Below are 24,852 nucleotides of genomic sequence, written 5' to 3'. Positions count from 1 at the left end.
CATCGTCAACGAACGGACAAATGATATTTCCCGCTTGAGCGATTTACGGCGCCTTTCAGCCAGGCGGGCTCCAGCGTCGGTGTACTGAACACCATACCGATCATGAATGTAGATTCGACCCGTTCCGTGCGAACCCAATGCCTCGCGGCAAACGAACGGGATCTGTGACCTTGACCCGGCGAAGTCAACCCCGTGACCCATAGCCAGCGGATCGAACTCTCCTCCAGACCCAGCTCCGTCCAGAAACGAATCAACCGGTGACGGTTTGCAGTATCGCTGTGCGTTGTCCGCCGTGATGCAGCGACCCAAAGCTGTCGACGCATTTCTGCGCCATGGTCCTGACACCGAAGCGCCGTTCGAATTGAGCCAGTATTTCCGTTCGCGACAGTTCGTTGAGATGTTGCAACGTACGTATGGCATTCTGAACATCTTCGCAGGTATAACCGATGGCGCCGTGATCGATCACCTCGGGTACAGAGCCACAATTGAATGCGACGAAGTATTCCTGGTCGACCTTACCGGTCTTTCGAGAAGTCAGCGCATCAGATCCCAGTTCCTGGTCCAATGCATGATCGATGATGTCTTCTTCGCAACAAGCACGTCCAGCGTCTGCATAGCGACTGTTACGGCACGATCGCTGGGCGCGCGCAGCCACAAGGCTGACGAACGACGATACCCAGCGGCGTGTCAAGGCGCCTAATTCCTCGCATCGCGATGCCGATCACACCAGGCCCTCCCATTGCGCGACGGAGCGAGCGCACTTTGACCAGAGTTCGAGTGTGAAATCCGGTTCCACGTGTTCAACCATTCGATGCAGTAATCCGGGCCGACGGAACGCGTTCGATATGTCGTCAACTGTCTGCGCCCATGGTTCGATCGGGTACCGCCAGTGGCAACTCACTACGTAACCATCGTCTGTCAATGACAACAGCACGTGCTCGACGAGGGACGCGAGTTTGCGTGGCGCGAGGTAATACGCCAGTTCGCTGAGCACGATCAGGTCGAATCGTTCATGAGGCCAATGCTCAGGCATCTCAAGCTGCTCGACGCGCGCCCCGGGAATGCCAGTGAGGCGATGGCGGGTGAGCTCTACCGCACGCGATGAAAAATCCGAACACAACAGCCGATCGCAGCGCGCGGCAAGTTCCGCTGCAATTGCTCCGTTGCCGCAACCCGGCTCAAACCCATGCCTAAAACGCTCGCGTGGTAGTGCGGCCAGCATGAGCGCGCGCTTTCGCCGCTCGTACCAACTGATGTTGCACCGCCAGGGGTCATCGTCGCGTCGGAACTCGTCGTCAAAATACTGTACGCGCGTCGTCATAGCGACCACTCATCGTGATCGCGCGCAACCGACTGGCCGAGCGCAGCGAGGTCATGTTCCGCGTGGCTCTGCCGCACAAATACTGGCAAGTCGGCACTCATCTGGGCAAACCAGCGGTCGCGGCAAAAGGGCGTTGCGCCCAATGCACGTCCTGTCGCCTCCAGAACCGTGCAGACCGCCGCTTCCGTCACGCTGCGGGCACGAAGCGCGACTGTCATTGCATTGCAGTGCGGGTTATCGTCGATCCACGCGGCCGTCTCGCGCAGTACTGAGGCGGCGCCGGTGAGCGCGGCATCGACCGTCCCCAGGTGTGCGCGCCTGTAAGGGTCGTCGCGACGCACGACCGCGCGACGCAAGCTGTTCCCAAGCGCAGCTGCGGCGCCATACCAGCAGGCCGCAATACCCGCTGCACCCTGCCAGAATCCCGGGCGGCTCAGATACTCGCCCGATACGCCGACAGGTGTTGCGGGCACAGCGTCAAACTCGACTTCAACACTTTGTGTTGCGGCCATGCCGACCGCATGCCAGCCCCGTTCGGTTACATGGATACCAGGTTGCCGAAGGTGGACTGCAGCAAGCCATTTTTCCCCGAGCGAGCCGCGGCAGGTGACAAGCGCGTCAGTGACGAAGGCCGCTCCTGAGCACCACGCTTTGGCGCCAGTGAGTGTCATTACCGCATCGCAGTCGCGTTCCGCCCGCAAGACTGCGTCAGGAGGCTCAGCCGCCCACACAGCCCAGATGCGCCCGGGCGTGAGCGCCATCGGAGCGCGTGATTCGGCAAGAATCGCGAGCGCGTCCGTGTGCGACTCATAGATTTTTACGAGCGACAGGTCACGGCCGGCGATCGTCGCCAGGACACGCCAGCGCGCCAGCGTGGCGCCGCGGCCAGGCAGCGGCAAGCGGTACCCTGAACCGGTCAGCGCTGCGCTCGCCCCCGCGAGTGCGTTGACGCTTCGGCACGGAAGATCCAGCTTGGCCAGAACGCCATCAAGTACAGAATATTCATTCGGATGATTTGGCATGACATATCAGACAGCATGGCTAGCCGCTTTCCAAGATCTCGGACAATCTGAAGCCCACCACATCGCGTTGGGCATTGACGCAACAGGGGCAGCATCGCTTCCGACGCTGGGTCTTCGCTCGTCGGCACCTGGCGTGCTGCAGTGTATTGGTGCCTCAGTCGGTGACGATGATCCAACTCGGACGCCGACTTGCATCCGTGTGCGCAGGCTGAATCAAGCCCCTCGAGTTGAATCAGGTGGCGAGTTCACGTGAGGCGGAGATGTCAGTTCCTCTGACACCGCCGTCTGTTAGCCGTGCAGTTAAAGGTCGCGGGGGTGTCCTTCGACAACATCCCGCGTGGCCATCCAGTATGGCCGGCGGTTGTAGTATTCGTGCACCGAAGAACCCCACTGGGGGTCCACCATCGAAGGCCAATGGTCCTTATCGAATCCGGGCGCGTTTTTGATACGGTCCGCGGTCATGTCGAACAGGCGGAAGCACTTCTCGTCCGTATCCAACGTGAGCGCGCTCCATGGTATAGCGTGCAGCGTGTCACCCATTCCGAGAAAGCCTCCGCTCGACAGCACGGCATACGCGATGCGGCCGCCGCGCACATCGAGCATGATGTCCGCGATCTTGCCTACATGTTCACCATCCGACGTGAAGACCTTGTTGCCGTCGAGCGTGGCTGCGGCCATTACGTATGGGCCGGGGCCGGGGCCGTCGCCGCTTGCGATGCCGACGATGTGCGCGCCTGTTCCAGTTGACGGTTGCTGGATGCTTGGGTCTAGTGCGGTCATGATGTACTCCTGCTGGATCGGACCTTATTCCGAGCAATCGGCATGCCGCACCGTAATGCGGTCAACGAATTGCACGGCCCGCCGGCCGTCAACGGCCCGGGCCGTGCCTCCCATGCAGGCGGCACTCTTCCGGAGAGCGCAAACTTACGATCGCAGCGGGTTAACGCGCACAACGGATCTGCAATTGCGTGGACTTCAGGATGCCGACACGACGCTCGCGCTACCGAAACGGAAGAAGATATGACGTACAGTCGTGGTCGCTCGCACGCGCAAGCATTGGCGAAAGCGCCATGCGCAAATGAGCCGAGCATCTTTGCTACATACGGCTATAAGATGAAACCGAACGCTGGTGGCCGGGAATGCCCGTTGCGTGAGGGGTCACGTGGACGCTTACACCTCGTCAATTGCCGACGGCGATACCCTGTCAAAGAAACTTCTGCTAGCAGATGATGACCACTCCGCGTGTGCTGCGGTCGGGCTATTTTTCGAGTCCGAACAGTTCGAAGTGAAAACGGCGGGTGACGGAATCGAAGCGCTACCTCTTTGCACGACCTGGCACGCAAGCGCATACAGCTTGTACAGCAACGCACCCTGCACATCTTGAGTATCGAAAGCCCGCTGGTCAGACAGTTGAACCTGCGTATCAATGGTGAACACGTATAACGTCTCGACGGCGCCGCCGTGCGGGCACTCGCGCTGCCGCTTCACGTCGAGCGCGCGCTGATGGCGAACCTGGCGGTCTTGCGCACGCTACGCGGGGAGATTCCCTCCCTCGAAGCCATTCTTCATCAGAAAGTGAAATTGCGCTCGGAGTTTCACGTCCTCAAGACCACGCCAGGCATCGGCGACGCGCTTGCCGCAACCATCATGCTCGAGACAGGGGGCATCACGCGATTTCCCGGCGTCGGCCACTTCAGCTGCTACTGCCGTTGCGTCGAGAGCGAGCGGATCTCCAACGGAAAGAAAAGAGTTGAAGGCAATGCCAACCGCCCCGGGCTCGCACGACTTGCCGTTTGCAACGGACTGCGCGGCGGCAACGTGGCGTGCAGAAAACGCTGTTTCTTGCTGGGGCCTGCCACCCGGGCACGTCGTTAAGCTTCGCGCGCGGCATCGGCGATGGTCAATCGTTCCTCCAGTTTGTCGAATACTAGCTAGGTTGGGCGGCTTAACTTCGAAAGCGGGAACAGTAGCAGCGCGCGGCACGATTTTTGCGTTTGCCACTGTACATGCGCTAGCTGACAGAAGGTGAACACCATGATTCAACGAGTGACCGCGCTTGTTTCCGCGGGACTGCTCGCCGCGATTTTCACCACAGGTGCCCTGGCTCAAGGTGTGCCTCAATCCATTACGGAGAAGCGGACCGATGTCGTCCAACTCTCCGCTGGATACCGAGCCTCCAAGCTCGAAGGCGCAACCGTCTATAACCGCGAAAAGGACAAGATCGGGACAGTGGATGACCTCGTCGTAGCGCCGAATGACAGCAGCACTTACGCGATTCTGTCCGTGGGAGGTTTTCTGGGGATGGGCAAGCATCTGGTGGCGGTACCCTTCCGCGATCTCCAGATCGACCGGCGGCAGCTCATCCTGCCAGACGCAACGAAGAAGTCCGTGGAGGCGTTGCCCGAATTCAAGTACGCGCCTGAGTAGGCGCGGGGGCTCGCTTTCGGCGACGAGCGGCGAGAAGTCTCGCGACGGCTGCGCCCAATGGCCTGCCCCTCGCAAATTTTTCAAAGCACAGGCACTCGAAGCCATCGGCGTCCAGCAGCAATCGCAGCGCGTCGGATGCCCCCGAGTAATCGTCGAGTACGAGCACGCGCCTATGCGGCACCGAAGCCGCCATGCGAACGCGGAACGCGGCTTGCTTGGTTATGAGCGTCGAACTTTTGGACAAGAGCCGGCGTAACGCGAAATCGATGTGTACGGCTATTGGCTCGAACAGGAACTGACTACGGTGGGCGCGCGGGTGATTGTCGCGTTGGGCGTCACCGTGCTGAAAGACCGCAATGCGCATCCGCGGGACGCGCTCGGCAACGTGGTCGAACATGGAGAACGGCTCGTGGTGACGACCTATCTCCCGTCGTTCGCGCTGCGCGCACCCGATGCCGCCACGCGTGAGCGCACATACAGCGCCATCGTCTCGCGTCTGCGCCTCGCGGGCGAGTTTGTGCACGAGCGCCGCGGGTCCGACAGGTAACTCAGGCGAACTGCCTCGGCCGCTGTGTTCAGTCAACCCGCCACGCCAACAAGGAGCCCTTCATGCCTGCCGACAATCCGCCACCCGCCGTGCCCGTTGCGCCCACTGCGCGCGTTTCGGCGCTCGCGCCGCAGCCATGAGCGTCGATACGCTGCACCGCGCGCGCAGCATTGCACGCCATCCGGGCGCTTTCCTGTTGCAGACGCTGAAAGCCTTTCGCGCCAATCAGGGCATGCTGCTGGCGGGCGCCGTAGCTTACTACGCTCTCCTTTCGATTGTTCCGCTTCTGATCCTGATTGTCATTGTGCTGTCGCACGTGGTGGACCAGCGCCTTCTGCTCAACACGCTTGCGCGTTTGCTGCGCTGGCTGGTGCCGGGCCAGGCCGACGCGCTCGTCCACGAACTCGCTAATTTCCTCGCGCACCGCGCGGTGATCAGCTGGGTGCTGCTCGTGACGATGTTCTTCTTCAGCTCGCTTGCTTTCACCGTGTTGGAGAACGCGATGTCGGTGATCTTCGTGCATCGGGTGGCGATCCGCCGGCGGCATTTCATGCTGTCGGCACTGCTGCCGTATTGCTACATCCTCTTTCTCGGCGTCGGCCTGCTGATAGTCACGTTTGTTTCCGCTGGCTTGCAGGCGGTCGGCGCGCAAGGTATCGATCTGTTCGGCCGCCATGTTTCGCTGCAGGGATTTTCGCGCGCGCTGCTGTATCTGCTAGGGGTGGCAGGAGAAATCTTCGTGGTGACATCGATCTACCTCGTGATGCCGGTTGGCCGCCCCGTGCTTCGGCACGCGTTGTTCGGCGGCGTGACGGCGGCCCTACTGTGGGAAATCACGCGCCATATGCTGGTCTGGTATTTCGCCACGTTGTCAAAAGTCAGCGTAGTTTACGGCTCGTTGACGACTGCCATCGTGATCCTCTTCAGTCTCGAATGGCTTGCCACGCTGCTGCTGTTCGGTGCCCAGGTGATCTCCCAGTATGAGTCTTTTGGCATTGGTGCCGGGCCGCCGCCCGAACAGGGACTCGCCACCCGCTGAATTGCGCCTGCGCGGCAGGATATTCCATCCGTGCCGTATCACCGCTTTGCGGAATTGATCGGGAAGCGAAGGCGGTTGTGTCCGCGTATATGGCCCTTGTCGATCAACGCGGAGATTGCGATTGGTTGGCCGCCATCGGGTCGCGCCGTGAAGCGTTCGCGGCGCGCGCCACGGCGGGACGCTTCGGTTTGCGACGGTTCGGCGAGCATCGAAATCAGCGCGCCGCCTTTCGCAACCCCGTTCCACGAGCGCGTCTACGTTTCGCCGCCGACCAGGTTGAATACCGGATCGACCTCGGGCACGACGTCCTCGAATCGTGCGCTTACATGCCAGAGCCACCACGTACGCCGCGTGCTATCAGAGGCGTTACTCTTCGGGCACAGCCCGGTCTGCCGCAACGATCTTGCGGCCATGCTCCACTGCCGCCTCACGCGCTTCGGCCGGCGTCGCGAAAGGTCCGATCTGCGGCGCGCCGTCGAACGGGAACAGAATCTTCCGGTCAGACTTCCTGATCACCCTGAGGCTGCCCATATATCGACCGTCGCCAGTGCCATGGTAGCTCGCGTAAATCTCGAAGTCGCCGTCGGAAACATCCGCCTTATGTCGCGCCATTGCTGATTCGTCGTTCATGTTCTTGAGCCGCTCTTCCTGCTCGACGCCGCGGACTATGCGACCGGCACGCGCCGTGCACCGGGTTGCTTCAAGTGCAAGCGTGAACGACTCGAGGAGGCCATGATCTGGCAAAGCAATCCCTATTCCCGAAGTCCGAAAACACTGACGAATCGGTTTGGCATGTACCTTGCGTGTCCTCTGTCTGACTTGTCCGGCTCGCGGCAGCCGATCGGCAACCACCAGTATGCGAGGCGTCAATCGACCGCCCAGTAGAGAGCCCCACTACCATGCAACCGATGCCGCTCGTCCCCGGCTGGCAAGACTTCGCGATCCGGTTCGCTGTGGCGCTCGTCGCCTAGCACCGCGATCGGCCTGAATCGCGGCGAATCGTGCAAGGCTGCAGGTTTGCGCACGACCCTGCTGGTTTGCCTTGCCGCGCGTATCGCAATGGTTCAGGTGAACGCTTTGCCGCCGCAGACCGGCAATCCGGATAATTCGTTCGCAGTGCTAGATTTAATGCGCCTGCTCTTCGCATCCTGACCGGCGTCGGTTTCACCGGTGCGGGTGCAAATCTGCGCAAGGACGGTCTCATTATGGGTGTGACGACCGCCGCGACACTGTGGTTCGTCACCGTGATTGGACTATGCGCTGGTGGTGGTCGGATCGCGCTGGCGGGGGGCCAATACCGCGCTCGGCCTGAACGTGCTGCAATTGCCAGGTGTGCTCGAACGCCGCCTGCCGCACACCCATCGCGCGTGGCTGACGGTTGAATACGCCGAGGAGTAAGCGAACCCGCGGCGCAACGAACAACGAACAACGAACAACGAACAACGAACAAGAATACGCGATCACACAGCCGGACGATCCACTCGCAGGCAGACGTGTGTCTCGAAAGTTTCAGCTCCGCAGACTGCAGGCAGCGCGAACCCTCAGCGCCGCACGCGGGCGCCGAGCGCTTACGGTCGCGAAGGGTCCGTCTTTCGGATAATACTTATCTCGCCGTTGCGCTCGAGAATCGCACTTTTCACCCTGTCGAGGGCATTGGAGCCGAGTTCCTGGCGAACTGTCTCAAGGACATCGGTTCGGGTTATCAACGCTGCCAGCATCTCACGTTCGTTAAATCGTCCGTCACCGTAGACCTCTCGCTCAACCCCTACCACTAACGATTCCAGCGCCCGAGAGCGAATACACGCCCAGGCGAGTGCACGATGGATCAGAACGATAACAAGCGACGCGACAAGGGTCGGGACAGCGGGCGACGCGCCAACAATAGCTCGGCTTAGTGTCGCACCGAGCAGAATGGCAACAACATAATCGAAAGGCGAGCGCTGTCCGAAGGAACGTCGCCCCGATATCCGAATGAAGACCAGAGCGGCAAAAAACGTAGCCGCTGCGCGCATCGCCATCTGTAATGAAGAAAGGTCCGTTCCCTCTCCGAAAAGTGTAATGAGTATTTGCATATCTGTCTCCTCCTGACCGACACATTCCGGCGGATGATGGGCATGCCCGAGCCCAATGGGCGCAGCAGGAAATTGCCCCGTCCTGGAGTGACACTTCGTAGCTTGCAGTTGTCTCAGGAACGGGGCTCGCCGATGTAGCCCGGCAACCCCTCCGCGACTGAACTCTTTGCCAACTTCAACGCCTGTCGTTCTACGGAAGCAAATTCTTCGTCAGTTCCGGGATACGGAAGATAGGTGCGAAACAGGTCCGCCCACCGGAACTCTTCGAGGGGCACCGTCGTCTTTTCGTAGCCGCCAGCGTCCCGAACCGATGCCGCGAGGCTGCGATATTCGTCGTCGGCTAACGCCCAGACGTGGTCCGGCATATCCGCGAAGTTTCTGCGCTGACCTCTGGCGTCGTACGGGTAGGTCCAGCGCTGGTTTTCCATTGACAGCCAGAACTCCCCGTAGGACAGCGACGACAAGTCGGCAACCAGCACTGCCGGCATCGTCTTGATCCCGGCACGCCACAAAGCGGTCGCGACGTGATGATGATCAATCGCAAAAGGCGAACCACCAGGACCCAATACGACAGGAACAGGCTTTTCCGCTATTGCCATCTCAAGGTCATGGCCGGAAAGCGATCGATAAAACTGGGTCTTCTGACGTATTTCGCGCAGACCGTGCGTCAGTTGGGTTGGGCGCAGGTTTTTGATGGTTGCAGTATTCAAAGCTCCTCCCTCTTCGGACGGGGGAATTCCTCGGCCCATCATAGGCGGCACGGTGATGCTGCCCTAAGGCCACGGCTAACGGCTGGTAATGCTTCAGCTCGACGATGCTTTGCTCAACTGCGCTTGCGACGTCAAATCCGCCCATGCCGAGCATACGAACGTCGATAGTTGCAACTCCTCGACGAAGTTCCGACATCAGAAGGATGGCATCCCCGCGCGTTCGATAAGTTCGCGAGTCTGGTCACCTGTTGGGCCGGTTCACCGGTCGCCTTTTGCCTGGCCGTGCTGACCGCAGTCGCATGGGTGGTGACCGGGCCGATGGCCTAACCAGAGCGTGCATCAGTAGAGGGAGAATCCTCGAAGCAGACGGTGTTTGGTCGCAGCTGCGAACGCCAACGTCGGGACGAGCGGGGTCGATGCTCCTAACAAGCTACTCATCAATCGGAAGCATTACACCGGCGGTCGGCGTCATCTCACTATGCCTGAAACCGCAATACGCGCGACCGCCAGACATCGTCAAAGCTGACCTTTCAACTGCCACCCGAACCCGGATTGGCGGCCGAGGCCGGCGTGGCTGCGCTGGACTTCTTGTGCATCTTCTTGTGCGGAGTAGAACCAGCGGGTGCCATGCTATTCGACCCGGACGCGCCCGACACAGTATCGGTTGAACCACTTGCGTTCGGTTTGCTCATCCCCGTGCCGCCTTGCCCCCGGCCGCCCCGCCGCCGCCCGCACCTTGTGCGTAGACGGACCCTGATATACCGACAAATAATGCTGAAACCAACATTCCTCTCGTCGCAACTCGCATGACATTCTCCCCAAATGCGAAGCGGTCGTTAGCACCGGAAGGTGTGAACCCGCATACTATTCGCCGTAATTCCCATGCCGGAGGTCGGACAAGGAACCCACGATGAACGCGATACGCTGTCGTGCGGTCCCGGTCGAGCCGACCACGGGGCGCGATTTTGCGTGAGTTGCGCTTAGGCGCCACCGTCATAAGCTCCGGAGCTTTTTTCTCGCACATCCGTTGATGCCGGCGCGCTACAGTGTCTACCCTTCCTTCTTGGCTACGGTGCCTCGCTGCGCCGTTGCCGCCGCGCCCCGTCATCGTCTCCATCCCGGCAGGATCGGGACGTGAGTACATCGGCAGTGCGCAATTGCATTGCGTGGCACAACTGGCGCGCCCCAGACATGACGATCGTCCGGTCGCCGCAACGAGGCGCTAACATGAGAATGATAGGAGCGCGGGCGGTGAGCACGATGGCTTTCACCGCGAACGGCACGATCGCGCCTGCGGGCCCCATTCGCTCCTTCGTTGACTGACTGACACGTAGCGAGTTTGATATGAAGTTCGCAATCGTCACCTGCGCGGTTATGCTCGCCACCGCGTTTGCCACCGACACCCTGCAGGCCCAGGGGACGGTGCAGTCGATCACCACGACCCGCGTCGACGTCGTTCACCTGGCGTCCGGATAACGGGCCTCCAGAATCATCGGGTCAATCGTCTACAACGAAAGCATGGACACGATCGGAACGATCGACGATCTGGTCGTGAATCTCAAAGATAGTGGGACGTACGCCATTCTGTCCGTCGGTGGTTTCCTCGGTCTCGGTATCCACCTGGTCGCGGCGCCATTTGACAGTCTGCACGTCGTCGATAAACAGATGCGTTTGCCGGGCGCCGCCCGAGATTCACGGAAAGCGTTGCCCGAATTCAGATACGCGTCGCCTGGACCACTAGGACTCAGCGTGTCAGATCCTGAGCCGCGTGACCTTGGTGCCTTCCGGCGACACGCCGGCCATCAGGCCCGCATTGGTCAGCACCAAGGCCTGTACCGGCGCGGTCGCGGTTGACGTATCGATATTGCCGTTCGCCCCGACCTTCACCACGGCGACCGTCGCGTCGGCGCCGACGGCCCAGCCATCGCTGTTGCGGAAGCGGTCGAGCGCATCCTGCGTCATGAACAGGAAAATGATTGCTTTGGACTGCGCGCCGATTTGCAGGCCGAACGAACCGCCAGCCGTGCTGTAATAGGCGACTGTTTGGCCGCCCACGCGCAGCGCGCCTTCGCCGTACTGGCCGCCGCTTTGTACCGGTTACGGGAAATCAAGCGGAGCGCAGAGCTGGATAGCGCAAAGATGCTCGCGCACCGCGGATTCGTGAATTATTTGGTGGCCCGATTCATGCTGCGCTTGATGGAAACCGGCGGGAGGCCTTCATGAAAACGCGGATCTTCACTTACCTCGAATGCCCATGCGGACATCGCGGAGCCCTCATCGAAACAATAGACGCAGGCGTTTTTTCAAACGGTTGGCATAAGGCGTGGCTGCGCGGGTTGACCCATACCGGGACGTACGACGGAGAAGACCGACTGTTTGCGGAAATGAAACCCGGGTGCCCGGCGTGCGACCGGAGTCCGGGCCCGGATGATGTGGTCGGACGCAGTGAGTTGCGGGAGACCGGCGAAGTGCTGCGAAAAAAAAGCGAGTCCGAAGCGTCAGAGGCAACGCCTGGCGTCGGTTGCTGACCGGCGGGACCGGATACCCCGTGGGAGGCTTCGACGCGCCCAGCGTGACATGCAGTCGCTTCATGAAAGGTTCAGGGGGCAGACTTTCCCCGCTCGTAGTACATGCCACGCACTTTTCCCAAAGGCGCCGAAATGGACATCGACATCGACCCGTCCGACAAGCCGGATCCCGAGGTTCAGTCGTGGCTGGAAAAGCTCGGTCCGGGCCTGGTTACCGGCGCCGCGGACGACGATCCGAGCGGTATCGCGACCTATTCGCAGGCGGGTGCGCAGTTCGGCTTCAACATGTTGTGGACCATCATCATCACCTATCCGCTGATGGTCGCCATCCAGATAGTCAGTGCACGATTGGGGCGCGTGAGCGGTCACGGGCTGGCGACAAACATCAGGCGCCACTATCCCGCGTGGCTGCTCTACGGCTCCGTAGTCCTCCTCCTGGTTTCCAACACAATCAACATCGCGGCCGACCTCACGGCAATGGGCGCGGCGGTCAACCTGGTAATCGGCGGTCCACTGCGCATTTACACCGTCGCGCTTGCATTCATTTCCGTACTGCTGCAGCTCTTCGTTCCCTATCGCAGTTATGTTCGCGTACTGAAGTGGTTGACACTCGCGCTGTTCGCTTACGTGGCCACGGTGTTTGTCGTCCAGATCCCGTGGCAAACGGTGCTGGTTCGTACCTTTATTCCGCACCTGTCCTGGAAAAGCGATTACCTCACGACGGTCGTTGCTGTATTGGGTACAACCATCAGTCCGTACCTGTTCTTCTGGCAGGCTTCGCAGGAGGTAGAAGAGATGCGCGCCGAATCGGGCCAGCGTGCACTCAAGAATGCGCCTGGCCAGGGTCGGGCCAACCTGCGTCGCATCCGGATCGACACCTGGATCGGGATGGGATTTTCAAACGTGGTTGCTTTTTTCATTATCCTGACGACTGCGGCAACCCTGAATGCGCACGGCGTGACTGACATACAGACGTCTTCGCAGGCCGCTGTCGCGCTGAAGCCCATTGCAGGTCGGTTCGCTTTCACGCTGTTCAGTCTGGGAATCGTCGGTACGGGCCTGCTCGCGCTGCCAGTGCTTGCAGGATCTGCAGCCTACGCGATGGCGGGCGCGTTCAACTGGCGCAACAGCCTCGCGCTGAAACCGCAACTGGCGAAACGTTTCTACGGCATCATCGCCCTGTCGACTCTGATCGGTCTCGGGATCGGCTTTACAAAAATCGATCCCATCAAGGCGCTTTACTGGAGCGCCGTGATCAACGGAGTGGTTTCCGTCCCGATCATGGGACTGATCATGTTCATGGCAGTGAATCCAAAAATCATGGGTAGCTTCACCATTCCTACGCGCCTGCGCGTCACGGGATGGGCTGCAACGATTGCGATGGGCGCAGCCGCGCTCGCCATGTTGTGCTTCATGCTCAGCCCCTGAACGCACGATCGGTGCGGGCGCCACTGACGCGTTCTTTCCCGTCTGCCCAAGCGCACTCCAACAGCCACGTCGCAGAGGCGACGAGGCGTTCCTGAAAAACACCGAGGAGTCAGCAGGCTTCTTCCGTCCGCTCGGCTTGTCGGGTCCACCGCGCGTTATCGCGCCGGACCGGCCATGCGCGCTTCGTGGCGTTGCTTTCATGCTAATCCAGCTGGACGACTGGATCTGCACCTTGCGTCAGACTAACGAAATGGCACCGGCAGCTGGATACGGAGAGCGCCCGCCGTTCGTATTCGCGTGTCAGCGAATTGTCGAGCTGGGCCCAACTCTTGCGCACCAGTTGGTACGCTATCCCGATGCCTATTCTTTGCCTTGCAGAGAGGCGCGGTTCGCGATTTTCACACACTGGCGTAATTTACCCGTGCGGCCCGGCCGCACTCACTCGAGGAGTAGACAATGGAAACGACGAAAGGAGAAGGAACGCTACGGGAAGTTGCCGGCGACGTTCAGCAAGCCGCCGGGAACCTGCTGGACAATGCCGGTGCGCAGGTTAGCGGAACAGCGATGGAACTGGGTGGCAAAGCGCAGCAACTCTATGCCGATTTTGCGGGTGTCGTACGCGAGTCTACTGTGGAGCGGCCGCTCGCAGCGCTGGCGATTGCCGCCGGCGTGGGCTTTATCCTCGGAGCGCTACACGCAGCGAATCGCACGAGGCCCGATAACGTTCGGAGCGACTGGAGAGATCGGGAGTAAGGCTATCTGCGTCTTGCCCTCAACGAGACCGAAGAGGTGCAGACGACAAGCCCCTGGCGCGCCGCCACGGCGTTTCCGCAACCAGCCAGCCCCGAGGAGTGCCGCAATGTCCATCCGTTCGAAAGTCACCAGGTGGCGAAACGTCGGCAGATTCTGCGTCGAACGAGCCACTGATTATGGTGAGCTACTCGGTGTCGAACTTGAGGAGACAAGGAAATGTCTGGTCCGCGAGTTAAGCGCACTCGTTGCCCTGGCCGTCGCTGGCCTTTTCACTCTTTCGTTTGTGTGCATTGCGATCATCGCGACGGCTTGGAGGACGCCCTATTTTCTTCCCGTGGTATGGGGCGTCGCCGCGATGTGGCTGATCGTGTCATTTATCTCCCTGCTCCTCGTTCTCGCTCAGAAACCCGGCCGCTCGCTTCATGTTCTGCAAAGGGAGATCCGGAGCGACCTCGACACGTTGAAGGAAGCGCTCAAATGAGCCGCGCATCTACCGATCGGGAAGCCGAGACTGCCATACTGCTGCGCATGGCGGCATCACGCGCAGCATTGCTTGCGGCAAATTGCACGCCACCATCAGTCCCGGCCGTGCACGGGCGGACGCGGTCTCCCGCAGTTGACGTGATCGCTTCGCTGGCAGACGCACCGCGCGTCACGCTGCTGGTTGCACTGTGCGTCGGCGCAATCGTCCTCGGACCTCGGCGCACAATCGGAATTGCCAGCCGTTCGGGGATCACCGCGTTTCTAGGCGGAACCGTCCGGAAAGTGATTCTCAGATCTGTCTGACTTGCATCCTGGGACGGCGCGGTCAGGTCAGTTCAGACTCGCCAAACGTTCCCCCACCCCGACTCAACCGCGGCCCGGCTAACCGTTAGCCCGTTGCAGAACTCGTCGCGCCGCAAATTCGCCTGGGACGCGCTCTTTTGCGGTCATGACAGGGGGTTACGACCGGGACTGCTGCGGCATGTCTTTTGAACTCGCCGTGCGTTTTGGTTACGGAGGCAGGACGCAATTGTTTATCGCCGGTACATTAAGGTGCAGGGCTCGCGCCATTTGAAACTGGCCGCCGCCGCTTCGCGTCGGCGGCTGCCAGAACGACGTGCCGGCCCTCCGCGGAAGACTACGAACCGGTCGCCGTAAAGTGCCCTGGAGATGATCATGATGTACTCTGAAAATATCAGGTGAGAACCTTTATGCGCAACGAATATGCCCGCCGGCTTGCCCTTGGAGGGCAGACTCCTAGAGGATCGTTTGCCCCGGTGGTTCAGCAAATACCGACGAACATATGCACCCCGCGCATCGGGCACGCTCCTGCCTTCGTCGTTCGGGACGCTCCCGCTGCCCGGCAAGTCTCATCGCTTTCATCGTCTTCGCGATGCCGATGTGCCGTTTAGCCCCTTTGATGTTGTTCGTAGCCACGTAAATTTTCATTCAATGCTCACCGGGTTAAGAGAGAGCGTGCAGGAAAGCGAGTCGATTACAGGAGCACGACGTTGACGCTCGTCTTTGTCCGTACGTCAATCGCCACACACGCGAACTAGATCGCACGGCGGACCGCCTTCAGAAAATTCGACATAAAGGTCCGTGTTCTGCCGTCCGGAAATACGATCGCTACCTGCTCGCCGCTCACCAACGCGACTTCTCCCGCCCCAAACCTCGGCACGCGGACCACGTCGCCGGGCGACCACGAGTGTGACTTCGGCGATCGGGTCGATGCGTTCGCGTTGAACGCTGTGTCGCCCACGGCGATCGACTGCTCCGCCGGTGCAATCTGCGGAGGACTCATGCAGTTGTCACATACGCCACAGCGCTGCATCGCCGGTGTATCGCCGTAGTACGGGAGGATAGCGCGCCAACGGCACTGGCCAGTCGGCGCGTAATCGATCATGTGTTGCAGCGTTTCCTTATCGTGGTCGCTCATCGCTTCGAATCGTGCGGCGGCTTTCGCCACCGCATCACGCGTGCTACCCTGCCCGCCATCGCGTGCCCGCAGACGATAGCGTCGCTGCCGGTCGCCGCCCGCGATACGGGCATTGAGCAGCATGCCGATCGCCACCTCCAGCTTGCCGCCGCCCACCTCCGGCAAGGCGTCCTTGAGCTCCGCGACCGTGACACCTTCCGGCGCATCTTTGCAGCGTGCCGCGAGCATGTCGTAGACACGCTGCGCCGGTTCGACGCTCGGATACCTGCCGGCGAGAAAGAACTGCTGAACACGCCGGTCGTTCAGACCGAACAGCAGCACGCAATCGGCGGGTTGCCCGTCGCGGCCCGCTCGGTCAGTTTCCTGATAATAGGTGTCGAGGCTGCCAGGCATCTGGTAGTGGATGACAAAGCGGATGTCGGCTTTGTCGATACCCAAGCCAAACGCGTTGGTCGCGACCATCACCCGGGTCGTGCCCGACATGAATGCCTCCTGCGCGGCGTCGCCAGCTTCTGCGAGCCAGCCGTAAATCTCCTCTGCGTCGCGTATCGTCGCTGTGTAGATGATGCCGGCTCCAGCGTTCGACGCGATCACTCCGCGCAGCTGCTCGCGTTTGGCCTGTCTGGCGCGCGTAACGCCGTCTTGGCCGCCCCCTACGCTGAGCTGCACGACACGATAACGCAGGTTCTCCCGCAACGTACCCGTGCGGACCACGCGCGGATCGCGCATCCCCAACGAACGCGTGATGTCGTCCAGCACAGGCGGAGTCGCGGTCGCAGTCAGCGCAAGCACCGGCGGTTGGCCGAGCGCCTTGACGGCGCAGGCAATCTCAAGAAACGCCGGCCGGAAGTCGTGGCCCCATTGCGACACGCAATGCGCTTCGTCGACCACTACCAGACCCATGTTATGTCCGGCACCCGCCCGCAATACCTTCATGAATGCGGGGCCGCTCCAGCGTGACGAAGATGATGCCGCTCTTCCCGTCCAGAATGCGCTGCAACGCCTCCCGTTCATCGCGGCTGCGCAACGTGCTGTTGACCAACGTACACTCGATGTCCGCCGCCAGCAGTTTGTCCGCCTGATCCTTCATCAAGGCGATGAGTGGCGACACGATGAGCGTCGTACCGTCGAGAAGTAATGCCGGTAATTGATAACAGATGGATTTGCCGGCGCCGGTCGGCATCGTCGCACGTGTGTCGCGCCGCTCCAGCACGCTGCGAATGATGTCCTCCTGGCCGGCACGCAATCGGGCGATTCCGAACATGTCACGCATCGTCTTGCGCATGCCGCGAAGCCGTTGCTCTAGCGTCATGAACTTTTATCTCCGGTTGGCGTGCGCGATCTGCTATTGCGCTGCAGGACTCAAAGCATCTCAGTCTTGTCGCCTACCGATCCGCTGCCCACTGCATCGAGCTTGCTTTGCAACTCCGCCTTGCGTTTTGCCAGCTTTTCGCCGAGCGCGCGGAGATTGCATTTCGACTTGCGCAGTTCCGGGAAGAGCTCCTCCTCTTCTTCCTCGACATGATGGCCCACCATCTCGCTCATCACCTTGAAGGTCGCGTCGAAGCCCTTGTCGCAAGGTTTCAGCGTTTCAAACTTCGCGATCAGCGTCTTGACGAGGAAGTGCTCGATATACGCTTCGTCGACGTCGATCTTGTCGCTGTCGGCCAACGCCTCCTGTGCGGCCGGATAAAGCAGCTCCTCTTCGAGTATCGCGTGGATGGATAGCTCTTCGCAGGCGCGCTGCACAAGCGCCGACCTCGCGTCAAGGTCGTCGTCGGCGACCTTCCCGAACGCCTCGAACAGTCTTTCAACTGAACGATGCTCCGCTTCAAGAAAGGCTAGTGCATCGTGCGAGCCGGATCCGGTCTCGGTCTTGTCCTGTTTCGTCGCTTCCATACTGATCTCCTCGGTCATGCGGTTGGCTGCTACGGGTGAATGCTGCGGTAGAACGCTATGTCGAGCAAACCCCATGCCTACCACCTGACGGGCCAGTACGCAGAGTCGGGAAACGGAACGTGGAAATACGGACGCGACGACACCTGATCTGGCGTCAGTCACGTCCACGCCAAACGCGCATCACAGACGGCTGCCGGGCACAAGCGGCACAAAAAATGCGACATACGTAGGCGATTTGCCCCCTCACGGCGTCGCAGTGATGCCCAACGGGGCGGCATATCGACAATGGCGGTATCAACAAGGTCATGGAGGCTGTCAATGAACAACACAAGAGATCCAGCGGACTATACGCTGGCCACGAAAGATCCTGCGCTGCTAGTCCGTCAACACGAGGCCGCGGTCTCATGGGGAGCCGTGTTCGCCGGCGGCGTCGGTGCGGCCGCGTTCGCGCTCATCCTGTTGACGTTAGGCACCGGCCTCGGCCTAACGTCGATTTCCCCGTGGTCATCGGGCGCCTCGAATGCGAAAGCGTTCGGCGTCGCCGCGGTAGTATGGGTATGCGTCACCTCGATTCTCACGTCAGGATTAGGTGGCTATCTGGCGGGACGGTTACGCAGCCACTGGCTGGCCGTCGACGCCGATGAAGTCCACTTCCGGGACACGGCGCATGGTTTCCTGAGCTGGGCCGTGGCGACGCTCGTTACCGCCGCCATACTGACATCGGCCGTGTCGGGCACCGTGCGGGCCGGCGCGCAGACCGCCGCGACAACCGCCGCGGCAGGCGGCTTTATTACGATGGGGACGATGCAACGCGGCAATGCAGAGGCCGCGACGAATACGTGGCCGCTCGGCTACTTTGTCGATTCGCTGTTCCGGATGCCCGCCGGTTCGTCACTCGCGGCCCCCGCGACCGTAGCCGGCGGCAACGAGATGCCGCGTGCGGAAACGGCACGAATCTTCCTCAACAGCGCGGCAATGGGCGATCAACTGTCGCCGGAAGACACTGCCTATTTAGGCCAGCTTGTTGCGCAGCATACTGGCCTTACACCAGAAGCTGCAAAAGCTCGTGTGGTGACCACCTACACGCGCCTGCTGCAGAAAATCGCTGCCCTCGATGCTGCCGCTAAGGATGCCGCCGACAAGGCACGCAAAGTCACAATCGGCGCATCGTTGTGGTTATTCATCTCGCTGCTGATGGGCGCATTCTCTGCGAGTCTGATGGCAACTCATGGCGGCCGCGTACGCCAGCTCTGATTGAAACTTCAATTCATTTACCGAAGGAGGTGTTCATGCGCTCAATTCTTCTTTATATGCTCGGGGTACCCATTCCCATCATCATTCTAATCGCGCTGTTCTGGCATTAGGCGCCACCGTGCCGCCGATCGCGGGGCGTATCCTAGCGTTCGGCGACAGTGAACGACGAAAAGGTCGCAGTCGGCGAGCCGCAGTTGAGCGCGTCGCGTTCCTTTTGACACCGCGTTACTGTCGATCAACCAGGTCTAGGCCGGGATGGGGTCGGCACCAACTCCGAGGTGGACGGCACGAACTGAAAGCCATCGACCGATTCATGGTCGAGCAGCTTGAAGACCATGCCTTCGAGCTGGGTTAGCTCAGCAGGCTTGCGGCAGACGGCGTCGAAACCAACCTCCTTCATTTCCTGGATGTAGTCGTCGGTACCGAATACAGTAAATGCCAGCAGAGGACTCTTTCCGATCGCCCCGATTCCCCGAAGCGCCGCTGCGACGCCTAATCCGGATAGGCCGGGAATGGCGACATCCAGAACAATGCAATCGGGTGTCCATGCCTTCGCGTCCCTCGGGGCGTCCGACCTGTGGTAGACGGGTTCGCACCCTCATGCCGCCGACTTGCAGGTATGCGGTCGGAGCGCCGGCCGACGGGCACGAATCGTCCACGACAAGCGCGTGGACAGGCGCGCAGTTCTAGAGGCGCCTGTGCTGGCCTGCGGTCGGATCTTCCCGGCATTCCCGGTTTTCGAAGCTCGAGTTCATGGGTTTTCTCTCGCTATGGGTCGTTGGCATAGGACCGCTACCAACTGTGAGCGCACCAACCGCTCACTCACACCGGCCGTTCCGTCGACTCGTCGCAGGCGAACAAGCTGTGCGGACCGACATAACTGCTCCGCAGGCCGTACCAGAGCGCATGGCGGCTAGCAATTCTTGCTCGACCGCCGTGCAACTCGACAGCTCGCGCCGTAGCGCGCTCCTAACCTCACGCGTCTACGCCGACGGAATGAAGCGATGCACGCCCGCCGGCCGATTCAATCCTTGTGCAAGTCGCCCCTTGCATCGTCCGAAGAAACCAACTTACCCGAACTGTCCACGCTCGGCGTCGCCAATCGCGGGTTGCGCCATGACAAGCAGGCTCGACCCGCCGAGCCGCTCCAGAGCGGCGAATCCGACTGATGTGACGTCGAACATCTCCGCGAACGGCTGAAGCGAACCTCCGAAGTGCTCCTCCATTACCCCGAAGAACCCGTCTCGTGTCTGAACCGCAATGTCGTCGACATGCCGCCAGTACGCGAAGGTCTTTTTAACGGAGGCCGGGAATTGCTGCGACTGAAGATCAATTACCTCACTGAGGGATCGGGCAGAAAGTGCCGCGTCGGCCAGCGCCTGCTGCTCGGACAATGAGGTTTTCACAGTCTGGACATTCAATTCGACAATTTTCTCAATACCGGCAAAGACCTCCGTAGTGCAGTCGAAGGCTGCTTCGACGACAGCGTCCCGTTGACGCGGGGAAAGCTGGTTCATGGTATCAGGGTACATAAAGGCTCCGTTGTGGTGAGGCGCGCACAGCGCCGTGATACGGCATCTTGGGGACGACCTGTTCGCCCCCGCTCGCACTGCGCTGAGACCGAACAGGTTCCGCCGTCGCCGGTATTGAGGTGCCGGCGACCTTGATTTCTGCTGCTAACGCTTTTACTTCGATACGGCTGTATCCTGCCCGGCGCCCAGGTCGGCACCGGTGACCGGATTGGTTTCAGTTGCAAAAGCCGTTCGCGATGCCATCGCACTCAACATCTCGACTTCTTTTTCAGACACCCGAACATTTGCGAGGCCGTCGCCACCGTCGACTGACGGTTCCGGCATTTCGACAAACTCCCAGCCCGGTCCTTCATTCCACGGACCGCGCGGCGCGTCGTCTCCGTTGGACATGTTGTAGTAGACGTTGGTGAAATCTGGGACGCCCGGCAACTTGCCTTGCGGGAAGTTTGGCTGGATCGAGTGCAAAGCCTTCTCGAACGATTTCTGATGTGCGATCTCGCGGGTCACCAGAAAGCCGAGAGCTTCCTTTAAGCCTGTATCATCGGTCACATTGATCAGCCGTTCGTAGACGCCTCCGACTTCGCATGCATCGTGCCTGGGGAACTGAATTGTTTGAGCGGATCCCTCCCGGTCCCGCTTAAGATCGGTCTACCTATGCGAGGCTTCGACGGCCAGCGGTTCGCATGCATGTGAGTCAAGACTTATCCACTTGCGTTGCGGACAGCACGAGTTACCCACAAAATCTGTTCACAAATCTGTGCATAACTCGTCCGAAGGTGTCCACCCGATAGACCAGCGTCACTGTCGGCATGCCGGCTCAAGCCGGCGCCCGCGTAACTGCTAAGCCGTGGACGTTGTGGTCTCGACCGGAAAGGCCGGCCTTTTGAATTCATAGAGAAACTTTTCGTAGCCTGCTTGCACGCCGAGCGCGTCTGACCTTTGTCAGATAAATCCGTGTGCAAGCAGACAGATTCGCGGCAGATATCGGAGGAGCGAGCGACGCGCTGTATCGGACAGAAACGAAAGCAGTGCGGTGACGTTCACATCGCCAGCAGGCAGATTGAGACGGAAAAACGCTGGACACCGTTATCGGGCTTTGGCCTTGCGCAAGCTTGACGCAGGGCAACGCGCGATGAAGCGACACAACTCTGGAAAATTGACAGGCATATTCGTTGCGGAAATCAGGTTGCCTCCGGACTACTTACATGTCTACTATCCTGCTCGTCGACGATGAAGTGGATTCGCTCTGGCTGCTTCAGATTATCCTGGAGGGACACGGTTACCGCATACTCCTCGCGGAAGGCGGGGAGGCAGCCCTCGACAAGGCAGCGCGGTACCTTCCCGATTTGATAGTCACGGACTGGAACATGCCAGGTATGGACGGAATTGCCTTGTGCGAACGGCTGAAGTTTTATCCCGCACTTGCCCAGATTCCCGTGGTCATGGCGTCCGGTCGCGTCCCGCCAAAAGAAAAATCCACGCTGTGGAATGTTTTTCTTTCCAAGCCGTCGACGTGGATGCCCTGGAATCCGCCATTGACTCGCTGTTGGCGAAGCGTTTGTCCAGTCCTCAAACCCGCGTGAATGTGCCCGCGCCGGCAGTTTCCCGGTGGCAACCAATATCCTCAAAACTTTGGGCGTAGTTAGCAGTATTCGCAGCTGTGACTGGCGGTGGAGTTCAGGAAAAACTTTAGTCGTCACCAAACCTCTCCGTTCTTTCCCCGCTCGAACAGGAATGGGAACAATGCAACGTTCTTCAGGCGTTGCCGCCGTTAACTCAGCATCCGAGTCTCCGTAAGCGAAAGTTGTCGCAATCGGTGCTATGCCTCGGCGATATTCGAGCGGAATGAGAGCATCCCGCTTACTGCGCGATATCCAAAACGGGGACTGCTTGTAAAAACTCCTGCCCTAAAGCTTGTCGCCAATTTTAATAACCGGACCGTCCGACCTTTGCGGCCGCCGCAGTGCGAGGGACAAGCCAGTCCTTCGAACCCGTGCCTTGAGGGACGGGCTCGGGTTATCTTGAAAGCAAGGGAAGCAGGCCTGCGGCCGACGGCTCGGGAACACCGCTTGCGCACCACTGGAGTACCTTTTTCGAAGGAGGTGAATCATGGGCTCAATCAATCCGCAAGGTGGCACCCGACGCGGAGCTGACATCGTCGGCGGTGGTATGGGTGAAGGACCGGGGCCGGACATCATGGCCGCAGCAACGCTCGATGGGGACAAGGTCATGTCCTCTGATGGCGAACACGTGGGGAAAATCTCAGACATCATGCTCGACGTCAGGAACGGACGCATCGCCTATGCAGTACTTTCTGAGGGAGGTTTCCTCGGAATGGGTTCTAACCTGCATGCCATTCCATGGAGCGCACTGACTCTCGATACGAACGAGAAGTGCTTCGTCGTCGACATCACGGCACAGCGCCTCAAGGACGACCCGGGCTTTGACAAGGACCACTGGCCGACGATGGCAGATGCGAAGTGGGGAGAGTTGACGTATAGCTACTACAACCGGGAGCCGTACTGGTCAGCGACCCATGAAGTGGTGGAAAGCGACCCCAGCATCAGGCCCCGCGAGCACTGAAAAACACAACGGGTAAGCCGCGCCACGCGAACGGCTAGTCTGTTGCTCTAGTCCCTACGCCACTGCGACGCACTGCGGTGGCGTAGGCGAGTGGCTCCAGCGACCAGACGCGCGCGAATAGCCGGTGAGCTCGCCACCCGGTACATTACTTCGGTCGGAAATCCTTTCGTCGAGCGTAGTCTCAGTCGATGGTTACCAACAGTTCTCCATTCCGTCGCGAATTCGATGCTTGCTGACTATCCCACGGAGGAAAGAAGCAAAGCCGTGGCGGATTGAGGTCAGCGTACGCTGACTGCGCAGCCGGGCGCGGAGCCAGAAGGTGAGGACCGGCGAAAAGGCATTCTCGAAATTGAAACGTAACGCGCCTCGGCTGAATTGAATGCTTTAAAGTGGCCGCGCCCGACCTCGGCTGAAAAGTCGCAGGACAGCGAGCAGGATAACCGCGCCAAGCAGCGCCGTAACAAGCGAGCCGACTATGCCGCTTCCCAGGTGCAAACCCAGCGCCCCGCCAAGCCAACCTCCTATGAAGGCTCCGACAATTCCCACGATGATGTCGACCACAATGCCGAAGCCGCCGCCGTCGACGATACGACCCGCCAAGGCGCCAGCGATGCCTCCGATAATCAGCCAGAAAATAATTCCATGCGAAACCGGGTCCATGTTTTTTCTCCTATAGAGCTAAATCCGCGTTAGCGGCGAGCAAGCATTCCGATGATGAGTCCGCCGATAAGTGCCATCGTGACCGCTTTCCACGGAGCCTCATGAACGTAATCGTCGGTCGATTCAGAGACAACACGGTACTTCGCCTTGACCACATCCTGTGCACCAGCAATCTTGTCCTTCAGGTCGGACAGCGTGCGGGCGCCGGTTGCTCGGTCTCCGTCGCTGCCGCTGGACTTCGCTGTAGAGCCGTTGCCCTGTTGAGATGACCCGGCGGAACTGGGTGGGTCGGACGCGACGGGCGAGGACCCGGCTGCCGGGGCGGTGGGTTGATGCGACTCGGTCATTTGAACCTCCATATTTTCGTTTGAATGGTCCAAGGGTTGAGCAAGTGGCGTGCCCCACAGAGAACTTGCACGCGAGTAGAGGTCGTCATCAGTGGCGCTCGCGGCGACTCGGCCTCGCGACGTTTCCGGGCGCATGCTTCGGACGACGGTCGAGATGCGCGCTATTCCCGCAGAAGGACTGCTATCAGCCCTGCTTGCCACAAGCCTCAGTGCACATGGTTCCAGCGACCAGGAGCACGCGAAGGACGAGAAAGTTGGAATCGAACAGCCTCGCTCCATCGCAGCAGAGAAAAATCGTGGATGAAAAGTTGAAACATGGGGATGGGACAGCGGCTGCGATACACCCGATACACCTTTGTGATTTGCAAGCGAGCCGCAAGGAGCCGCGAGCAAGGACGTCGGAGTCGACGCTCAGAACGAAGTCATTCTCGAAAACAGCGTGGAATGACCTAATGTTATAGATCGGCGCACCTATCCCCGGACAGCATCCGCACCCAGGTACGAACTGCATCGCCGAAAGCAGTCTTTACAATCGAGCCGTTTCCTCCGCCGACGCGGCCGTTTCTGAAATGGCCGTTGCTGTCAGGAACTAATACCAACTCGCGAAGGAGGTATCAACGCATAGGCTACAGGCAATCACTCGTCTGGACGGACTGCTCGATGCACCACGGCCCGGCGCACCGAGGACGATTGATGACGCGCGCGTCGATGGGGCATCGCGAAGACGCTCGAGTCCGTGCCTGTCGGAGCGACTCACTGGAGCACGCGCACGATGGCTCGCGAAATGAAACTGTCGCAGACGGCGGTCA

General features: G+C 60.1%; 26 protein-coding genes and 5 pseudogenes. 16 read left to right on the top strand and 15 right to left on the bottom strand.

The features are described 5' to 3' along the window. Positions 1-250: 250 nt before the first annotated feature. The 4 genes from P3T21_RS35575 to P3T21_RS35560 all read right to left on the bottom strand — a co-directional run bounded on the left by P3T21_RS35575 (position 251) and on the right by P3T21_RS35560 (position 3,123). Positions 251-691 (bottom strand): hypothetical protein, encoded by a 441-nt coding sequence (locus P3T21_RS35575; protein WP_429260560.1) that lies wholly within the window; start codon positions 689-691, stop codon positions 251-253. Positions 692-721: 30 nt separating this feature from the next. Beyond that, positions 722-1,321, bottom strand: a complete 600-nt coding sequence (locus tag P3T21_RS35570; protein ID WP_429260559.1) for an SAM-dependent methyltransferase — start codon at positions 1,319-1,321, stop codon at positions 722-724. Then, positions 1,318-2,343, bottom strand: coding sequence for an acyl-CoA dehydrogenase (locus P3T21_RS35565; RefSeq protein WP_429260558.1), 1,026 nt, complete (start codon positions 2,341-2,343; stop codon positions 1,318-1,320). Before P3T21_RS35565 ends, P3T21_RS35570 begins: the two co-directional genes overlap by 4 nt. A 300-nt stretch (positions 2,344-2,643) precedes the next feature. Then, positions 2,644-3,123, bottom strand: a complete 480-nt coding sequence (locus tag P3T21_RS35560; RefSeq protein ID WP_429260557.1) for a PRC-barrel domain-containing protein — start codon at positions 3,121-3,123, stop codon at positions 2,644-2,646. Positions 3,124-3,804: 681 nt separating this feature from the next. Between P3T21_RS35560 and P3T21_RS35555 the strand changes: the two genes are divergently transcribed. The 4 genes from P3T21_RS35555 to P3T21_RS35540 all read left to right on the top strand — a co-directional run bounded on the left by P3T21_RS35555 (position 3,805) and on the right by P3T21_RS35540 (position 6,356). Further along, entirely contained in the window at positions 3,805-4,218 is a 414-nt protein-coding gene (locus P3T21_RS35555; RefSeq protein ID WP_429260556.1) for a transposase, read from the top strand. Positions 4,219-4,377: 159 nt separating this feature from the next. Then, positions 4,378-4,770, top strand: a complete 393-nt coding sequence (locus tag P3T21_RS35550; protein ID WP_429260555.1) for a PRC-barrel domain-containing protein — start codon at positions 4,378-4,380, stop codon at positions 4,768-4,770. Between the two features lie 268 nt (positions 4,771-5,038). Beyond that, positions 5,039-5,317 carry a hypothetical protein gene (locus P3T21_RS35545; RefSeq protein ID WP_429260554.1) on the top strand — a complete coding sequence of 93 codons (279 nt, stop codon included), beginning with the start codon at positions 5,039-5,041 and terminating at the stop codon, positions 5,315-5,317. A 136-nt stretch (positions 5,318-5,453) separates the two neighbouring features. Then, on the top strand, positions 5,454-6,356 hold the full coding sequence (locus P3T21_RS35540) for a YihY/virulence factor BrkB family protein (protein ID WP_429260553.1): 903 nt from the start codon (positions 5,454-5,456) through the stop codon (positions 6,354-6,356). Between the two features lie 366 nt (positions 6,357-6,722). Here P3T21_RS35540 and P3T21_RS35535 read toward each other — a convergent pair whose 3' ends face one another. Then, positions 6,723-6,968: a DUF6723 family protein gene (locus tag P3T21_RS35535; protein WP_429260567.1), complete on the bottom strand. Its 246-nt coding sequence runs from the start codon at positions 6,966-6,968 to the stop codon at positions 6,723-6,725. A gap of 533 nt (positions 6,969-7,501) precedes the next feature. Between P3T21_RS35535 and P3T21_RS35530 the strand changes: the two are divergent. Beyond that, positions 7,502-7,582: pseudogene (locus tag P3T21_RS35530) on the top strand (MgtC/SapB family protein); the annotation flags it as partial. Between the two features lie 22 nt (positions 7,583-7,604). Continuing rightward, complete coding sequence (locus P3T21_RS35525) at positions 7,605-7,754, top strand: hypothetical protein (protein ID WP_429260552.1); 150 nt, start codon at positions 7,605-7,607, stop codon at positions 7,752-7,754. Positions 7,755-7,924: 170 nt separating this feature from the next. On the opposite strand, the gene P3T21_RS35520 is transcribed toward P3T21_RS35525, so the two are convergent. After that, positions 7,925-8,428, bottom strand: coding sequence for a DUF421 domain-containing protein (locus tag P3T21_RS35520; protein ID WP_429260551.1), 504 nt, complete (start codon positions 8,426-8,428; stop codon positions 7,925-7,927). Positions 8,429-8,541: 113 nt separating this feature from the next. Beyond that, complete coding sequence (locus tag P3T21_RS35515) at positions 8,542-9,138, bottom strand: ParB-like protein (protein ID WP_429260550.1); 597 nt, start codon at positions 9,136-9,138, stop codon at positions 8,542-8,544. A gap of 168 nt (positions 9,139-9,306) precedes the next feature. Here P3T21_RS35515 and P3T21_RS35510 point away from each other — a divergent pair, with 168 nt between their 5' ends. From P3T21_RS35510 to P3T21_RS35500, 3 genes are all read left to right on the top strand, one after another. Next, positions 9,307-9,465 carry a low affinity iron permease family protein gene (locus P3T21_RS35510; RefSeq protein WP_429260549.1) on the top strand — a complete coding sequence of 53 codons (159 nt, stop codon included), beginning with the start codon at positions 9,307-9,309 and terminating at the stop codon, positions 9,463-9,465. A 1,017-nt stretch (positions 9,466-10,482) separates the two neighbouring features. Next, positions 10,483-10,614: a hypothetical protein gene (locus tag P3T21_RS35505; RefSeq protein ID WP_429260548.1), complete on the top strand. Its 132-nt coding sequence runs from the start codon at positions 10,483-10,485 to the stop codon at positions 10,612-10,614. A 12-nt stretch (positions 10,615-10,626) separates the two neighbouring features. Beyond that, positions 10,627-10,992, top strand: coding sequence for a PRC-barrel domain-containing protein (locus P3T21_RS35500; protein ID WP_429260566.1), 366 nt, complete (start codon positions 10,627-10,629; stop codon positions 10,990-10,992). On the opposite strand, the pseudogene P3T21_RS35495 reads toward P3T21_RS35500, so the two are convergent. Continuing rightward, a pseudogene (locus P3T21_RS35495) lies at positions 10,891-11,223 on the bottom strand (BPSL1445 family SYLF domain-containing lipoprotein); the annotation flags it as partial. The gene P3T21_RS35500 and the pseudogene P3T21_RS35495 overlap by 102 nt on opposite strands. Before the next feature lie 575 nt (positions 11,224-11,798). Here P3T21_RS35495 and P3T21_RS35490 point away from each other — a divergent pair. The 3 genes from P3T21_RS35490 to P3T21_RS35480 all read left to right on the top strand — a co-directional run bounded on the left by P3T21_RS35490 (position 11,799) and on the right by P3T21_RS35480 (position 14,328). Beyond that, positions 11,799-13,094 (top strand): NRAMP family divalent metal transporter, encoded by a 1,296-nt coding sequence (locus P3T21_RS35490; protein WP_429260547.1) that lies wholly within the window; start codon positions 11,799-11,801, stop codon positions 13,092-13,094. A 456-nt stretch (positions 13,095-13,550) separates the two neighbouring features. Continuing rightward, complete coding sequence (locus P3T21_RS35485; protein WP_429260546.1) at positions 13,551-13,847, top strand: CsbD family protein; 297 nt, start codon at positions 13,551-13,553, stop codon at positions 13,845-13,847. 106 nt (positions 13,848-13,953) lie between these two features. Then, positions 13,954-14,328 carry a phage holin family protein gene (locus P3T21_RS35480; RefSeq protein ID WP_171927251.1) on the top strand — a complete coding sequence of 125 codons (375 nt, stop codon included), beginning with the start codon at positions 13,954-13,956 and terminating at the stop codon, positions 14,326-14,328. Between the two features lie 1,056 nt (positions 14,329-15,384). Here P3T21_RS35480 and P3T21_RS35475 read toward each other — a convergent pair. Both P3T21_RS35475 and P3T21_RS35470 read right to left on the bottom strand, forming a co-directional pair. Next, positions 15,385-17,080, bottom strand: a pseudogene (locus P3T21_RS35475) (RecQ family ATP-dependent DNA helicase). A 50-nt stretch (positions 17,081-17,130) separates the two neighbouring features. Next, positions 17,131-17,667, bottom strand: coding sequence for a hemerythrin domain-containing protein (locus tag P3T21_RS35470; RefSeq protein ID WP_429260545.1), 537 nt, complete (start codon positions 17,665-17,667; stop codon positions 17,131-17,133). A 318-nt stretch (positions 17,668-17,985) separates the two neighbouring features. On the opposite strand from P3T21_RS35470, the gene P3T21_RS35465 reads away from it, so the two are divergent. Then, a complete protein-coding gene (locus P3T21_RS35465; RefSeq protein WP_429260544.1) occupies positions 17,986-18,921 on the top strand; it encodes a hypothetical protein in 936 nt (311 codons plus the stop codon). Between the two features lie 235 nt (positions 18,922-19,156). Here the strand turns inward: P3T21_RS35465 and P3T21_RS35460 are convergent, their stop codons facing one another. The 3 genes and pseudogenes from P3T21_RS35460 to P3T21_RS35450 all read right to left on the bottom strand — a co-directional run. Beyond that, positions 19,157-19,435, bottom strand: coding sequence for a hypothetical protein (locus tag P3T21_RS35460; RefSeq protein WP_429260565.1), 279 nt, complete (start codon positions 19,433-19,435; stop codon positions 19,157-19,159). A gap of 556 nt (positions 19,436-19,991) precedes the next feature. Then, entirely contained in the window at positions 19,992-20,453 is a 462-nt protein-coding gene (locus P3T21_RS35455) for a phasin family protein (RefSeq protein WP_429260543.1), read from the bottom strand. A 153-nt stretch (positions 20,454-20,606) separates the two neighbouring features. Further along, positions 20,607-21,023, bottom strand: a pseudogene (locus P3T21_RS35450) (manganese catalase family protein); the annotation flags it as partial. Between the two features lie 635 nt (positions 21,024-21,658). Between P3T21_RS35450 and P3T21_RS35445 the strand changes: the two are divergent. After that, the gene (locus tag P3T21_RS35445; protein WP_429260542.1) at positions 21,659-22,036 is read left to right on the top strand and encodes a response regulator; all 378 of its coding nucleotides are present in this window, start codon (positions 21,659-21,661) and stop codon (positions 22,034-22,036) included. A gap of 526 nt (positions 22,037-22,562) precedes the next feature. Continuing rightward, positions 22,563-23,036, top strand: coding sequence for a PRC-barrel domain-containing protein (locus tag P3T21_RS35440; RefSeq protein ID WP_429260541.1), 474 nt, complete (start codon positions 22,563-22,565; stop codon positions 23,034-23,036). Positions 23,037-23,420: 384 nt separating this feature from the next. Here the strand turns inward: P3T21_RS35440 and P3T21_RS35435 are convergent, their stop codons facing one another. Further along, positions 23,421-23,696: a GlsB/YeaQ/YmgE family stress response membrane protein gene (locus P3T21_RS35435; protein WP_097389047.1), complete on the bottom strand. Its 276-nt coding sequence runs from the start codon at positions 23,694-23,696 to the stop codon at positions 23,421-23,423. A 29-nt stretch (positions 23,697-23,725) separates the two neighbouring features. Continuing rightward, positions 23,726-24,043 (bottom strand): DUF883 family protein, encoded by a 318-nt coding sequence (locus tag P3T21_RS35430; RefSeq protein ID WP_429260540.1) that lies wholly within the window; start codon positions 24,041-24,043, stop codon positions 23,726-23,728. 641 nt (positions 24,044-24,684) lie between these two features. Between P3T21_RS35430 and P3T21_RS35425 the strand changes: the two are divergent. Then, positions 24,685-24,852 (top strand): annotated as a pseudogene (locus P3T21_RS35425) (IS630 family transposase); the annotation flags it as partial.

It is taken from the genome of Paraburkholderia sp. GAS334, from assembly GCF_050436625.1.
Lineage (GTDB): Bacteria > Pseudomonadota > Gammaproteobacteria > Burkholderiales > Burkholderiaceae > Paraburkholderia.
The sequence above is the reverse complement of the archived record's forward strand: the minus strand, read 5'-3'. Positions and strand labels throughout refer to the sequence as shown.

Excerpts from the sequence above, each read along its gene's own strand:
- P3T21_RS35535 (WP_429260567.1), bottom strand. The coding sequence starts at position 6,968 with ATGGCGCGACATAAGGCGGATGTTTCCGACGGCGACTTCGAGATTTAC.
- P3T21_RS35550 (WP_429260555.1), top strand. The coding sequence starts at position 4,378 with ATGATTCAACGAGTGACCGCGCTTGTTTCCGCGGGACTGCTCGCCGCG.
- P3T21_RS35465 (WP_429260544.1), top strand. The coding sequence starts at position 17,986 with ATGAACAACACAAGAGATCCAGCGGACTATACGCTGGCCACGAAAGAT.
- P3T21_RS35540 (WP_429260553.1), top strand. The coding sequence starts at position 5,454 with ATGAGCGTCGATACGCTGCACCGCGCGCGCAGCATTGCACGCCATCCG.
- P3T21_RS35485 (WP_429260546.1), top strand. The coding sequence starts at position 13,551 with ATGGAAACGACGAAAGGAGAAGGAACGCTACGGGAAGTTGCCGGCGAC.
- P3T21_RS35470 (WP_429260545.1), bottom strand. The coding sequence starts at position 17,667 with ATGGAAGCGACGAAACAGGACAAGACCGAGACCGGATCCGGCTCGCAC.
- P3T21_RS35435 (WP_097389047.1), bottom strand. The coding sequence starts at position 23,696 with ATGGACCCGGTTTCGCATGGAATTATTTTCTGGCTGATTATCGGAGGC.
- P3T21_RS35570 (WP_429260559.1), bottom strand. The coding sequence starts at position 1,321 with ATGACGACGCGCGTACAGTATTTTGACGACGAGTTCCGACGCGACGAT.
- P3T21_RS35455 (WP_429260543.1), bottom strand. The coding sequence starts at position 20,453 with ATGTACCCTGATACCATGAACCAGCTTTCCCCGCGTCAACGGGACGCT.
- P3T21_RS35505 (WP_429260548.1), top strand. The coding sequence starts at position 10,483 with ATGAAGTTCGCAATCGTCACCTGCGCGGTTATGCTCGCCACCGCGTTT.
- P3T21_RS35490 (WP_429260547.1), top strand. The coding sequence starts at position 11,799 with ATGGACATCGACATCGACCCGTCCGACAAGCCGGATCCCGAGGTTCAG.
- P3T21_RS35440 (WP_429260541.1), top strand. The coding sequence starts at position 22,563 with ATGGGCTCAATCAATCCGCAAGGTGGCACCCGACGCGGAGCTGACATC.
- P3T21_RS35565 (WP_429260558.1), bottom strand. The coding sequence starts at position 2,343 with ATGCCAAATCATCCGAATGAATATTCTGTACTTGATGGCGTTCTGGCC.
- P3T21_RS35480 (WP_171927251.1), top strand. The coding sequence starts at position 13,954 with ATGTCCATCCGTTCGAAAGTCACCAGGTGGCGAAACGTCGGCAGATTC.
- P3T21_RS35445 (WP_429260542.1), top strand. The coding sequence starts at position 21,659 with ATGTCTACTATCCTGCTCGTCGACGATGAAGTGGATTCGCTCTGGCTG.
- P3T21_RS35430 (WP_429260540.1), bottom strand. The coding sequence starts at position 24,043 with ATGACCGAGTCGCATCAACCCACCGCCCCGGCAGCCGGGTCCTCGCCC.
- P3T21_RS35560 (WP_429260557.1), bottom strand. The coding sequence starts at position 3,123 with ATGACCGCACTAGACCCAAGCATCCAGCAACCGTCAACTGGAACAGGC.
- P3T21_RS35520 (WP_429260551.1), bottom strand. The coding sequence starts at position 8,428 with ATGCAAATACTCATTACACTTTTCGGAGAGGGAACGGACCTTTCTTCA.